Origin of the sequence: Amycolatopsis sp. NPDC059021, from assembly GCF_042739895.1 — a bacterium.
In the GTDB taxonomy this organism is placed as follows: domain Bacteria; phylum Actinomycetota; class Actinomycetes; order Mycobacteriales; family Pseudonocardiaceae; genus Amycolatopsis.
Genome location: NZ_JBHYIQ010000116.1, coordinates 1 through 12880, shown reverse-complemented (window position 1 = coordinate 12880; position 12880 = coordinate 1). Strand labels below are relative to the sequence as shown.

The following is a 12880-nucleotide window of genomic DNA, read 5'->3' as shown; positions in this document are numbered from 1 at the left end:
TTCCCCCCACCCTCCCGGGGGCACCCCTGCAACCAGCGTATCGCCTTTGACCTGCGCATATGGGGCCCGCGGCAAATCTGTGGACAACCGGTGCGGTTGTGGACAGCTCGTGTGCCCGGGGTTGAGGTAGTGAAGGCCCCCTTCACGGCGTTGAGCGCTGTGAAGGAGGCCTTCACAGCGCCAAGCCGGAGCCCCGGAAGAGAGGATCAGCGCGGAGAGGGGGTGGCGCGCGAGAGAGCGGCGATGAGACGGTCGACGCCGTCCCCGCCCTTCGCGTCGTAGCAACCCGAGAGTCCCTTGTACACCAAGGGAAGCAGCGCATTGATCCGCAGCCCGTACTTCGTGCACGCGTGCATGATCTTCGGCTTCCCGATGAGCTTCGCGAACACGTTCCCGAGCCGGTAGTACCCGCCCATCAGCTCCGCGACGGCCCGCGGATAGCCCTCCAGCGCACGCTCCCGCGAAGGCCCTTCAGCCCGCGCCAGCGCCTGCACGACGACCTCGGACGCGATCTGCGCCGACTCCATCGCCGCCGAGATGCCCTCGCCGTTGAACGGGCTGACCATGCCGCCCGCGTCGCCGAGCAGCAGCAGGCCGTCGCGGTAGTGCGGGGTGCGGTTGAAGCCCATCGGCAGCCCGGCGCCGCCGACCTTCCCGATCGCGTTCTCCTCGCGGTAGCCCCATTCCTCGGGCGTCCCGTCGAGCCACTGCCGCAGCAGCGCGCGGTAGTCGGTGTTGCGGAACGACGCCGACGTCGACAGCATGCCGAGGCCGACGTTCACGGTGCCGTCGCCGAGCGGGAACGCCCAGCCGTAGCCCGGCAGCAGCTTCGGGTTCCGCGGGTCCGAGCGGTCCCACAGCTCCAGGTGGCCCTCGATGAACGGGTCGTCGTGGCGCGGGCTCTTGTAGTACTGCCGCACCGCGACGCCCATCGGGCGCTTCTCGTTCTTCTGGATGCCGACGCTCAGCGCGAGCCGCGCGGACACGCCGTCGCACGCCAGCACCAGCGGCGCGCGGTAGGACACCGGCGTCCGCTCCGGGCCGACCTTCGCCTCGACGCCGACCACGCGCCCGCCGGGGCTGGTGATCGCACCGGTCACGGTGGTCCGCTCGTACAGCCGCGCCCCCGCCTTGACCGCGGTCTTCGCCAGCAGGTCGTCGAAGTCCTGGCGGGTGCGGGAAACGCCGTAAGGCGGGTAGCTGGTCAGGTCCGGCCAGTCCAGCTCCAGCGTCAGGTCGCCGGTGAGGATGCGCAGGCCGCGGCTGTGCACCCAGCCCGCGTCCTCACTGGTGTCGATGCCGAGGTCGATGAGCTGCTTGACGCCGCGCGGGGTCAGCCCGTCACCACACACCTTCTCGCGGGGGAACTCGGTCTTCTCCAGCAACAACACGTCGACGCCGGCACGGGCGAGATACGTGGCGGCCGTGGACCCGGCCGGTCCGGCACCGACGACGATGACTTCGGCGTCGTGCTCGGGATTGCGGCGGCTGGAGGAACTCATGCGATCGAGTCTAGGCGGGCTTGCGGGCGCGATGGACGGCGACGACGCCGAACGTGAGGTTCATCCACTCGACCTCGGTCCAGCCCGCCCCCGCGATGAGCTCACCCAGCGCCCGCTGGTCCGGCCAGGCGAGCATGGATTCGGCCAGGTATGAGTACGCCTCGGGGTTCGAGGAGTTGCGGCTGCCGAACCAGGTCAGCAGGCGCAGGATGAACTTCCGGTGGATGAACCGGATCGGCGCGAACGGGGGCGTCGACACCTCGCAGATCACCAGCCGTCCGCCGGGTTTGGTGACCCGGGCGATCTCGATCAGCGCGGCCTTGACGTCGACGAAGTTGCGCAGCGCCAGCGAGATCGTCACCGCGTCGAAGCTGTCGTCGGCGAAGGGCAGGTGCAGGGCGTCCGCAGCGACCATCGGCACCTTCCGGTGCTTGCCCGCGCGGAGCATCCCGACGGAGAAGTCCGCGGCGAGGCACCAGGCACCGCCGCGCCCGTACTCCACGGTGGACACCCCGGTCCCGGCGGCGAGGTCGAGGACCTTCTCCCCCGGCTTGGCGTCCAGCGCCCGCGCGGTGGTGGTGCGCCAGCGCCGGTCGAAGCCGAACGTCATGAACGAGTTCGCGCGGTCGTAGCCGGACGCGACGTCGTCGAACATGGCGGCGACGTCGTGCGGATCCTTGTCAAGACTCGCTCGGGACATAGCCGCAGACTAGTCGCCGGGCCCTGAGAGCGGCGGCGCGCGTCGGAGTCACGACAAGCGCGTCAGCGTCCGTGCCTTCTCGCTGTCTTCACCCGCGAGGATGCGGCGTTCGAGTTCGCGCAGCGCGGGCCCCGGTTCGAGCCCCGCCTGCCCGAGCGACACGCGCCGCGCCCGGCGATAGACGTCGAGCGCTTCGCTTTGCCGCCCGCCACGGCACAACGCGAGCATCAGCAGGTAGTACAGCCGTTCGCGCCGCGGATACCGGCGGACCAGCCCGCCGAGTTCGACAGCCGCCGCGGTGTGCCACCCGAGTTCCAGTTCGGCGGCGTGCAGTTCCTCCAGCATCGACAGCTTGCGTTCGGCCAGCCGCGACGCCTCGCCGAGCAGCATCGGAACCTCGAAACCTTCGTACGGAGTGCCCTGCCACAGCGCGAGTCCCTGCCGGAGCAGCGCCGCCCGCTCGGCCGGATCGGTGAGTTCCTGCGCCCGTATCGCGGCCGACTCGAACCGCTCGGCGTCCAGTTCGCCGGGCAGCACGGTGAGGCGGTAGCCGCCGGGACGCCGGCTGAGCCGTCCGGGTTCGGGCAGGTCCTGACGCAGTTTGTGGACGTGCCAGTGCAGTTTCCGGGGTGCTCTCGGATCGGGGCCGCAGTCCCAGAGCGCGCCGGTCAGCACCTCGGCGCGGACGGTGGTGCCCGCCCCGGCCAGCAGCAGGCCGAGCAGGGTGCGGCGCAGCCTGCCGTGGATCGGCGCCTGACCCGCGCCGATGGTCCCGAGCACCTCGAACCTCATGGGGCGAGGGTGCGTCGGCGTCGTACAAAACCGGTACAAGCACCCGGTGGCCCGCTCTACGGTGACCCCATGACTCGTCTGAGCTACGAGCGCTACTGCGCCGAGATCATCACCCAGACCGGACTGCTGGCCGCCCGGATCAAGGACGCGGATCTCACCACCCCGGTGCCATCCTGCCCCGGCTGGAACGCGGGTCAGTTGCTGCGACACGTCGGTGAGGGACAGCGCTGGGCGGAAACCGTCGTGCGGACCAAGGCGGCCGAACCGCCGTCCGGCACGGCGAGCCGCGAACTCGACGCGTACACCCACGAAGACCCCGCCGTCGTGGGTCCGTGGCTCACCGAAGGCGCCGAAAAGCTCGCGAAGGCGCTGAGCTCCGCCGGTCCCGGGACGGAGGTGTGGACCCCGCTCCCCGGCCAGCCCGGCACGGACTTCTACGTGCGCCGTTTCACCCACGAAACGGCCATTCACCGCGCCGACGCGACGCTGGCACTGGGCGCCGAGTACGTCCTCGACCAGGAAGTGGCGGTCGACGGTATCGACGAATGGATGGAACTCTGCTCGCTGCCGATGCACTTCGAGGTTCGACCGGAGATGAGGGAATTGCTCGGTCCCGGCCGTACCCTCCATTTCCACGCCACCGACACCCCACCCGAAGCCAACGCGGAATGGGTCGTCGACCTCACCGGCGACGTCATCACCTGGCGCCGCACCCACGAAAAAGCCGCCGTCGCGGTCCGCGGCCCCGTCACCGATCTGTTGCTGGCCATCTACAAACGCCGCCCGATCGACGGCGGCCCGTTCGAAGTCTTCGGTGACACCGAACTGCTCGGCTCCTGGCTGGAGCGGGTCGACTTCGGCTGAGCCGTGGCAGGGCTTTTTTGTCGGTGGTGCGCCGTACGGTGACCACATGACTCGCCTGAGCTACGAACGCTACTGCGCCGAGAGCATCACGCAGACCGAACTGCTGGTCGCGTCGCTCAAGGACGCCGATCTCACCACCGAAGTGCCGTCCTGCCCCGAGTGGAACGTGGGCCAGTTACTGCGGCACCTCGGCGGGGTTCAGCGCTGGGCGGAAACCCTCGTGCGAACCCGTGCCACCGAACCGATCCCGGAAGGAGGCCGCGACCTCGCCGCGTACACCGACGAAGATCCGGCCGTCGTCGGACCGTGGCTCGCCGAGGGCGCTGAACGACTGGCGGAAACGCTGCGCGCCGCGGGGCCCGGAACGCCGGTGTGGACACCGGTACCGGACTACGGCACCACGGATTTCTTCGTGCGGCGCTTCACCCACGAAACGGCTATCCACCGCGCCGACGCGACGCTGGCCCTCGGCCTGAACTACGAACTGGACAAGGAGGTGGCCGTAGACGGTATCGATGAATGGATGGAACTGGGCTCGCTGCCGCTGCACTTCGAGGTCCATCCGTGGATGCGGGAACTGCTCGGACCCGGCCGCACCCTCCATTTCCACGCCACCGACACACCGCCGGAAGCCAACGCGGAATGGGTCGTCGACCTCACCGGCGATGCCATCACCTGGCGCCGCGCACACGAAAAAGCCGCCGTCGCCGTCCGCGGTCCCGTCACCGAATTACTGCTGGCCATCTACAAACGCCGTCCCATCGACGACACCTTCGAAATCTTCGGAGACACCGGACTACTCGGCTTCTGGCTCGAACGGGTCGACTTCGGATGAGCGGAACTACCCCAGTGCGGCCAGCATGCCGCGGACCGACGCGGGCCACGCGAACTCCTCCGCGCGTGCCCGCGCGGCCGCGCGCCGCAGATCCTCGGGATGTTCCAGCAGGCCCGCCACGGCGGAGGCGAACGCAGGCGCGTGGTCCGACACCGCGGCGCCGCAGCCCGGCCGCACGATCTCCCGCAGCGCGCCCGACGCCGAAACCACCACGGGCGTCCCGGAAGCCAGTGCTTCCAGCGCCGCGAGCCCGAACGTCTCGTGCGGGCCCGGCGCGAGCGAGACGTCCGCGCTGGCCAGCAGCCGGGCCACTTCGTCGCGCCCGGACAAAAAGCCGAGGAACGTCACGGGCAGGCCCCGCGCCCGGCGTTCCAGTGCGCGCCGCCGCGGCCCGTCTCCCGCCACCACCAGCCGGACGCGGGCGCCCGACTCGGTCAGCTCCGCGACGGTGTCCACGCTGCGCTCGACGTGCTTCTCCGGCGACAACCGTCCACAGTGGACAAGCAGTGCGTCGGCGCCGCCGGAGAGGGTGTACCGCCAGGTGTCGTCGCGCATCGCCGGGGTGAACGTCGCGAGGTCGACGCCGAGTGGCACGCGGCGCACGTTCGGCACCGCGATGCGGTCGAATTCCGCGCGGGCGAACGCGGTCGTGCAGACCACCGTGTCGTAGCTCGCGGCCATCCGGCGGTTCGCGGTGTCGGCGACGCGGCGCGCCACCGGCCCTGGCAGCAGGAACTGTTCGAGGAGCCGGTCCAGCCGCTCGTGCGAGATGACCGTGCTGGGCACGCCGTGCCGCCGGGCCCAGGTGCCCATCCCGCGCAGGGTCAGCCGGTCGGATACCTCGAGGCGGTCCGGTTCCAGCCGCCGCAGCACCGCGCGCACCCGGTGCGGGTCGACGGCGCGGTAGCCGCCGGTGCCCGGGATTTGCGGCGCGGGCAGGGAAAACCGGCGCACGCCGGTGGGCAGCGTCTCGTCGGCGTAGCGGCGGCCCGGCACCACCAGTGTCACCCGGTGCCCGCTGCTGACGTAGCCGGCGCCGAGGTGGTGCAGCGCGGTCCGCAGCCCACCCGACCGCGGTCCGTAGAAGTTGGCCAGCTGGACTATGTGCATCTCACGCCGCGCATCGCATCGTCAGGCGGCGCGAGCGACTCGGCCCTGCACCGCTTCGTAGTGCGCCTCGAGTTCGCGGCACACGGCGGGCCAGGTGCGGCCCAGCACCACCTTCCGCGCCTTCTCGCCCAGCCGGGCCCGCAGCGCGGCGTCGCGCAGGTCGTCCACTTTGGACACCAGCGCCGGGCCGAACTCCGCGCGGCCGACGGGGAGCAAGTAGCCGGTACGGCCCGGCAGCACGAGGTCCTTCGGGCCGCCCGCGTCCGGGGCGAGTACCGGCAGCCCGGACGCCATCGCCTCCTGCACTGCCTGGCAGAACGTCTCGTGTGGCCCGGTGTGTACGAAGACGTCGAGGCTCGCGTACGCGGCAGACAGCTCGTCGTCGTACTTCGCGCCGAGGAAGGCCGCACCGGGCAGACGTTCTCGCAGCACCGGCAGCTCCGGGCCATCGCCCACCACGACGACCCGGATGCCGGGGACACCGGCGAGCGCGGTCAGCCGGTCGACCTCCTTCTCCGGCGCGAGCCTGCCGACGAACCCGACGAGCAGTTCGCCGTTCGGCGCCAGCTCGGCCCGCAGCGCGGGATCGGCGTGTGCCGGGGAGAACCGGGAGATGTCGACGCCGCGCGCCCAGCGGTGCACGCGCGGAATGCCGTGCAGCCGCAGCTGGTCGACCGAGTCGGTCGACGGCGCGAGCGTGCGGTCGGCCCGCGAGTGCAGCCGCCGCACCCAGCGCCACGCCGCGCGGGCGGCGATGCCGAACCCGTACGCGGAGGTGAAGCCGGCGATGTCCGTCTGGTACACCGCGACCGAGGGCACCCGGAGCCTGCGCGCGGCGGCGAGCCCGCGCGCGCCGACCACGAACGGCGACGCGAGGTGCACGACGTCCGGGCCGAAGGCGGCGAGCGCGGTCAGCACGGTCCGCGTCGGCACCCCGATCGGCAGGGAGTTCACGCCGGGGAAGTCGAGCGCGGGAATCCGCACGACCGGCGCGCCGCGATAGCTGTCCGGGCCGGGGCCTGGCGCGATGATCAGCACGTCGTGGGCGCGTTCGGCGAGGTACTCCACGACCCGCAGGACGGAGTTGGTCACGCCGTTCACCTGCGGCAGGAAACTTTCGGTGACGATGGCGACTCGCACGCCGATCACTGTCGCACCCGATTCTGACGAACCGGGCCAATCCCGCGTGACGCCTCGGCCAACGAACGCCGAACACTACTTACGAGTACGTATCGAGCACTATCCGTCGACAGATTGCGCAAGACATGTCATCTCCAGGTCGTGTCCCGGAAACCAGCACGGCCCAGACTAAGAAGGCATGACCCTCCTTTCGTCGCGGCCGCCTCGGCCCGTAGAACCAGGGCTGTTGTCCAGAGCCCTCGAGGTGGCCGGGCGCCTGGCCAATGACGCCACCGACGTCATCACCGCGACAGCGGGGCGGGGCGCGCACCCCACCACGCTGGAATCACCGTTCGACTGGGTCACCGACACCGACCGCATCCTGGAACGGCACACCCGCCGGGTACTGACCGCCGAGTTCCCCGGGATCCCGGTGGTCGGCCACGAGTTCGGCGCCGACCACGGCGCGGACGTCGCCGAGTACCGCTGGGTCGTCGACTCGGTCGACGGCACCGCGAACTACGTCGCCGGGGTGCCGTGGTGCGCCTACAGCCTCGCGCTGATCGACGCCGCGGGCCCGGTGGTCGGCGTCGTCGCCGACCCGTACCGCGCGCAGATCTACGCCGCCGCCCGCGGCCGCGGCGCCCGCGCGAACGGCAAGCCGATCACCCTCGCGGACCGGCGCGGTACCGCGGGCGCGATCGTGTGCACCGAGCTGGCGCGCACCGGGCCGTGGCCGGGCATGGGCGGGTTCATCGAACGGGCCGCCGCCGCGCACGCCGGGGTCCGGGTGCTCGGCTCGGCGGCGTTGTCGATCGCGCAGGTCGCGCTGGGGCACGCGGCCGCCGCGGTGCTGCACAGCTACCACGAATGGGACGTCGCGGGTTCGGTGGCGATGGCGATCGAGGCGGGCGCGGTCGTGCTGGACAAACACGGCGAGGACAGCACGCTGCCCACGGACGGCCTGCTCGTCGCGGCCCCCGGCGTCGCCGACGAAGTGCTGGGCTGGTGGCAGGAAACCGCCGCCCTCACCGGCACGACCTGAACACCACTCAAGTCCCCGGAGCTACCCGGCGGCGGGGACGATCGGCGCGGCGGTGCGCTTCTGCCGCCGGATCCACCAGAGCAGCGGCGTCGCGACGAGCCAGGTGACCAGCACGGTCAGGCCGAGGGGCAGCAGGGTGTCGGTCGCCGACTTCCCGGCGACCCGCGCGAGCTCCGGGTCCGACATGTCGTACTCGATGCGCACCAGCTGGCCCGCGACGAGCCCGCCCGGGTAGAGGACCCCGTTCGACGGGCTGTGCACGATGCCGTCGGGGGTCGCGAACTGGATGATCGTCCGGTCGAAGGCGACCGACTCGACCTGCGCGTTCGCCGTCCCGAGCTGACCGGAGATCGCGTTGTCGTTGCGGATCGCGGCGAACAGCAGCGCCACGCACATGACGGTGAGGAGCGAGGCGACACCGAGGGTGACGTACCACCCGATGCGCCTCGCCCGCTCGCCTTTAGCCATCACGCCGCGAGCATAGAGGTAACGCTCAATGCGCGTGTTCGGCGTGGAGCAACTCCTGGGTCGCCTTGATCTGCGCGTACGACTTCGGCGCCTGCTTCACTCCGGCCGAGGACGACGCCGCCAGCGCCTGCGGAGCGGCCCCGTTCGGGCCGGCCGGCGGCTTGCCCGCGGTGTAGAGCCAGGTCTGGAAGAGGTTGTACAGCGGCTTGCCGGAGATCTTCTCGGCCAGCGCGATGAACTCCGTGATCCGCGCGGACTTCCCGGCCTTCTCCTTCTGCCAGGTCTGCAGGATCCGGAAGAACGCCTCGTCACCGACGGTCTTGCGCAGCGCGTGGACCGCGAGCGCGCCGCGGTCGTAGACGGCCCTGTCGAACTGGTTGGCCGCACCGGGGTCGGCCGGGAGGAGCTTCCACAGCGTCGAGTCCGGCGCGTTCGAGTCGTAGATGTACTGCGCCAGCTCGTCCGCGGTGCCCTCGCCGGTGTGCTCGGACCACAGGAACTGCGCGTACGTCGCGAAGCCCTCGTTCAGCCAGATGTCGCTCCACCGGCCGAGAGTGACGTTGTCACCGAACCACTGGTGTGCGTTCTCGTGCGCGATCAGCGAGGTGTTCGCGCCCGCGGCGAAGTTCTTCGCGCCGTAGACCGGGCGGGTCTGGTTCTCCAGCGAGAACCCGATGCCGGTGGTGACCACGCCACCCTGCGCCTCGAACGGGTAAGGCCCGAACTTCGACGCGAGGAACTCGTTGACCTCGGGGGTCCGCTCGATGCTGGCCTTCGCGGCGTCCAGCGACGGGCCGAGGTCGGCGCCGTAGGCGGTGATGAACGGCTTGCCGTCCGGCGTCGTCGACTGGTTGACCTCGAACTTGCCGACCTCCAGCGACGTCAGGTAGGTCGCCTGCGGCTGGGTGCTGCGCCAGTTCCAGCGCGTCCAGCCCGCCCGCTTCTTGGTCTTGCTCACCAGCGTGCCGTTGGACAGCGCGGCGACGTCGTCGGGCACCTCGACCGAGACGTCGAAGGTGGCGCGGTCGGTCGGGTGGTCGTTCGACGGGAACCACCACGCAGCGCTCTGCGGCTCGTCGACGGCGAGCGCGCCGTCCGGCGTCTTCTTCCAGCCGGCGACGCCGTCGATCTTCACCTGCGACGGCGTGTCCGAGTACGCGACCACGACGGTGGCGGTCTGGCCCTTGGCCAGCGGCGCGGCCGGGGTGATCACCAGCTCGCCGTTGCCGGTCGAGTTGGTGAACTGCGCCGGGCGGTTGTTCACCAGGACGCTGGTGGCCTTGAGCCCGAAGTCCAGGTCGAACCGCGACAGGTCCTGGGTCGCGGTGAGCAGCAGCGTGGTCGTGCCGGACAGCAGGTCGGTGGCGGGCTGGTAGCTCAGGCGGATGTCGTAGTGCCGGACGTCCGTACCGCCGTTCCCGGCGTTCGGGTAGTACGGGTCCCCGACGCCGGGTGCGCCGGGCGAGGGCGCCGCGCCCGCGACTCCCGCGAGCAGCACCGAAGTGACTCCGGCGGCGAGCACACTCAGCCCGGCGCTTGTTCTCTTCCTCATGTGGATCCTCCCAGAACGAATTCAGGCACGCTGAACGTATTCAGCTACCGAATCCGGAGATACATCCGAAGGGAGGTTTCTTATCGGGTGAGAATGTGGCCGTCGCCGCTTTGACGCGCACGGCGATCTTGGTCTAGACCGCCGAGACGGCCGAACTCACCACCGCGCGCAGCCTGCTGTGCAGATCGCGGTGCCGGGTCCGGTCGACACGGACCTCGACCACGCGCAGGCCCGGCGCGGGCCGCAGCGCGGCACGGAATTCGGTCAGGGTGTCCGCCACGACGTGCGGTACCCGGTATCCGGCGCACAGGGCGCCGAGATCCGCGCCGTGCGGGGTGCCGAAAACGCGTTCGAAGCTGGCGCTGTGCTCCGGCGCGCCCTGCTCCAGCAGCGAGAAGATTCCGCCGCCGTCGTCGTTGAGCACCACGATCGTCAGATCGGGCCGCTGCTCGGCGGGCCCGGTCAGCAGGCCGCTCGCGTCGTGCAGGAACGTCAGGTCGCCGATCAGCGCGTACGACGGTCCACGGTGGACGGTGGCGGCGCCGATCGCGGTCGACACGGTGCCGTCGATGCCCGCGACACCCCGGTTGCGGTGCACCAGGACATCGGGGCGCAGCCGCCCGGCGAGCGCGACGTCCCGGGTCGGATTGGACGAGCCGACGACCAGCAGCGAGCCCTCCGGCAATGCGTCCACCAGCTCGCTCGCCAGCCGCAGGCCGCTCGGCCACGGCTCGTCGGCGAGCAGCCCGTCGACGGCTTCGCGGGCGGCCGCGTCGGCGCGGCGCCAGCTGGCGAGCCACTCCGGATCGGCGGGTTTGGTCGGCTCGTCGAACCACTGCCCGACCTGCCGGACGTTGTGCGCGGGCGCGGGCCAGTCCGAGTCGGGGCGCACCAGCAGGACCTCGACACCGGGATCCGACAGGACCCGCTGGACCTGCCGGAACACGGTCGGGCGGCCGAGGCACAGCACCTGCTCGGGTTTGTGCCGCGCGATGAAGTCCTCGACGCCGAGCAGCCACGTCCCCGACGAGATCGCCGTCCCGCCCGAGAGACCGAGCCCGCCGGTCTCGGACACCACGGGCCAGCCGTGCAGCTCGGCCCACTCGCTCGCCGCCTGCACGCCCGTGTCGCACGCGATGACCAGGCCGTGCCGCGCCGAGGGCACGACGAACGACGGGAGCGCGCCGAAGTCCGGTAGCTCGGTCCAGCGCTCGCCGTCGGGACGTCCTTCGAGCGATTCGTACCACTCGCCGTCATCGTCGGTGTCGGGCACGAGCGGCTCGCGGAACGGGATGTTCAGGTGCACCGGCCCGCAGCGCCATTCGCCGTACGCGGCGTTCCAGGCCCGGCAGATCTGGCTGCGCCAGTACGAGTTCTGGCCGGCGCGGCGCTCCGCGACCGCCAGCTCGTCGAAGTAGCGGACGGCGTCGCCGTAGAGCTGGTGCTGGTCGATGACCTGGCTGGCGCCCGCCGCGCGCAGCTCGGGCGGCCGGTCGGCGGTCAGCACGATCAGCGGCACCCCGGCGCGGTCGGCCTCCAGCACCGCGGGGTGGAAGTTCGCGGCGGCGGTCCCGGACGTGCACAGCACGGCCACCGGACGGCCGGTGCGGGCGGCGATGCCGAGCGCGAGGAAGGCGGCGCCGCGCTCGTCGATGCGGACGTGCAGCTGGAGCCGCCCGGCCGCCGCCGCGTCGTAGAGCGCGATCGACAACGGGGCGTTGCGGGAGCCGGGACAGAGCACGACGTGCGAGACGGTGTTGCGGACGAGTTCGTCGACGAGCACGCGGGCTTGCGCGGTGGACGGATTCACCGGCGGACCTCGCGACCTTCGTCTTCACTCATAAGCACACGTCCTATTCTCCCAAACGTGGATGAAGCCCAAGTTTCCGAGCTGTTCGATCCCGCCGCGTGGACCCCGGTCGAGGGATCCGACTTCACTGACATCACCTACCACCGGTCAGCTGAGAACCGCGGCGGCAAGCGGGTCGCGCGCATCGCGTTCGACCGGCCGGAGGTCCGCAACGCCTTCCGGCCGCACACCGTCGACGAGCTGTACCGCGCGCTCGACCACGCCCGGCAGAGCCCGGATGTCGGCTGCGTCCTCCTCACCGGGAACGGACCGTCCCCCAAGGACGGTGGCTGGGCCTTTTGCTCCGGCGGTGACCAGCGTATTCGCGGACGCTCCGGCTATCAGTACGCGAGCGGGGAGACTTCGGACACGGTGGACCCGGCGCGGGCCGGGCGGCTGCACATCCTCGAGTGCCAGCGGCTCATCCGCTTCATGCCGAAACCCGTGATCGCGGTCGTTCCCGGCTGGGCCGCGGGCGGCGGGCACTCGCTGCACGTCGTGTGCGATCTCACCCTCGCCTCGGCCGAACACGCCCGCTTCAAGCAGACCGACGCCGACGTCGGCTCGTTCGACGGCGGCTTCGGCTCGGCCTACCTCGCCCGGCAGGTCGGGCAGAAGTTCGCGCGGGAGATCTTCTTCCTCGGCCGCGAGTACACCGCCGAGCAGATGCAGGCGATGGGCGCGGTCAACGCCGTCGTCCCGCACGCCTCGCTGGAAGCCGAGGCGCTGGACTGGGCGTGGACGATCATCGGCAAGTCGCCGACGGCGCAGCGCATGCTGAAGTACGCCTTCAACCTCATCGACGACGGCCTCGTGGGCCAGCAGCTCTTCGCCGGCGAAACCACCCGCCTCGCGTACATGCAGGACGAAGCCGTCGAGGGCCGCGACGCCTTCCTCCAGAAGCGCGATCCGGACTTCAAGGATGTGCCCTACTACTACTGACCCGAAGGTCCGTGGGGGCCTCCTTGAGGGACTCTGGGTCCCTAGGGGGTGTATGTTTTAAACAAATGCGTACCCACGATAAATGGTACGTTGGGGGGTTGG

At 70.7% G+C, this 12880-nt stretch carries 12 protein-coding genes; 4 read left to right on the top strand and 8 right to left on the bottom strand.

The window, feature by feature from the left end; all coding sequences use genetic code 11:
* Positions 1–206: 206 nt before the first annotated feature.
* The 3 genes from ACFWX1_RS41385 to ACFWX1_RS41375 are packed head-to-tail and all read right to left on the bottom strand — an operon-like array spanning position 207 to position 2994.
* A complete protein-coding gene (locus ACFWX1_RS41385) occupies positions 207–1502 on the bottom strand; it encodes a geranylgeranyl reductase family protein (RefSeq protein ID WP_378395360.1) in 1296 nt (431 codons plus the stop codon).
* A 10-nt stretch (positions 1503–1512) separates the two neighbouring features.
* On the bottom strand, positions 1513–2202 hold the full coding sequence (locus tag ACFWX1_RS41380) for a demethylmenaquinone methyltransferase (protein WP_378395359.1): 690 nt from the start codon (positions 2200–2202) through the stop codon (positions 1513–1515).
* A gap of 48 nt (positions 2203–2250) precedes the next feature.
* Positions 2251–2994 carry a BTAD domain-containing putative transcriptional regulator gene (locus ACFWX1_RS41375; RefSeq protein WP_378395358.1) on the bottom strand — a complete coding sequence of 248 codons (744 nt, stop codon included), beginning with the start codon at positions 2992–2994 and terminating at the stop codon, positions 2251–2253.
* A gap of 69 nt (positions 2995–3063) precedes the next feature.
* Between ACFWX1_RS41375 and ACFWX1_RS41370 the strand changes: the two genes are divergently transcribed.
* Together ACFWX1_RS41370 and ACFWX1_RS41365 are read left to right on the top strand one after the other, a co-directional pair.
* Positions 3064–3858, top strand: coding sequence for a maleylpyruvate isomerase family mycothiol-dependent enzyme (locus tag ACFWX1_RS41370; protein ID WP_378395357.1), 795 nt, complete (start codon positions 3064–3066; stop codon positions 3856–3858).
* Between the two features lie 46 nt (positions 3859–3904).
* Complete coding sequence (locus ACFWX1_RS41365; protein WP_378395356.1) at positions 3905–4693, top strand: maleylpyruvate isomerase family mycothiol-dependent enzyme; 789 nt, start codon at positions 3905–3907, stop codon at positions 4691–4693.
* Between the two features lie 6 nt (positions 4694–4699).
* Here ACFWX1_RS41365 and ACFWX1_RS41360 read toward each other — a convergent pair whose 3' ends face one another.
* Positions 4700–5803, bottom strand: a complete 1104-nt coding sequence (locus ACFWX1_RS41360; protein ID WP_378395355.1) for a glycosyltransferase family 4 protein — start codon at positions 5801–5803, stop codon at positions 4700–4702.
* 21 nt (positions 5804–5824) lie between these two features.
* Complete coding sequence (locus ACFWX1_RS41355; RefSeq protein WP_378395354.1) at positions 5825–6943, bottom strand: glycosyltransferase family 4 protein; 1119 nt, start codon at positions 6941–6943, stop codon at positions 5825–5827.
* A 178-nt stretch (positions 6944–7121) separates the two neighbouring features.
* On the opposite strand from ACFWX1_RS41355, the gene ACFWX1_RS41350 reads away from it, so the two are divergent.
* Positions 7122–7967, top strand: a complete 846-nt coding sequence (locus ACFWX1_RS41350; RefSeq protein ID WP_378395353.1) for an inositol monophosphatase family protein — start codon at positions 7122–7124, stop codon at positions 7965–7967.
* A 21-nt stretch (positions 7968–7988) separates the two neighbouring features.
* Here ACFWX1_RS41350 and ACFWX1_RS41345 read toward each other — a convergent pair whose 3' ends face one another.
* From ACFWX1_RS41345 to menD, 3 genes are all read right to left on the bottom strand, one after another.
* Positions 7989–8438 (bottom strand): DUF3592 domain-containing protein, encoded by a 450-nt coding sequence (locus ACFWX1_RS41345; protein WP_378395352.1) that lies wholly within the window; start codon positions 8436–8438, stop codon positions 7989–7991.
* A gap of 22 nt (positions 8439–8460) precedes the next feature.
* On the bottom strand, positions 8461–9987 hold the full coding sequence (locus ACFWX1_RS41340; protein ID WP_378395351.1) for a M1 family metallopeptidase: 1527 nt from the start codon (positions 9985–9987) through the stop codon (positions 8461–8463).
* A 133-nt stretch (positions 9988–10120) separates the two neighbouring features.
* Positions 10121–11797 carry a 2-succinyl-5-enolpyruvyl-6-hydroxy-3-cyclohexene-1-carboxylic-acid synthase gene (gene menD, locus ACFWX1_RS41335; RefSeq protein ID WP_378395350.1) on the bottom strand — a complete coding sequence of 559 codons (1677 nt, stop codon included), beginning with the start codon at positions 11795–11797 and terminating at the stop codon, positions 10121–10123.
* Positions 11798–11854: 57 nt separating this feature from the next.
* Between menD and ACFWX1_RS41330 the strand changes: the two genes are divergently transcribed.
* Positions 11855–12778, top strand: coding sequence for a 1,4-dihydroxy-2-naphthoyl-CoA synthase (locus tag ACFWX1_RS41330; protein ID WP_378323606.1), 924 nt, complete (start codon positions 11855–11857; stop codon positions 12776–12778).
* Positions 12779–12880: the final 102 nt, after the last annotated feature.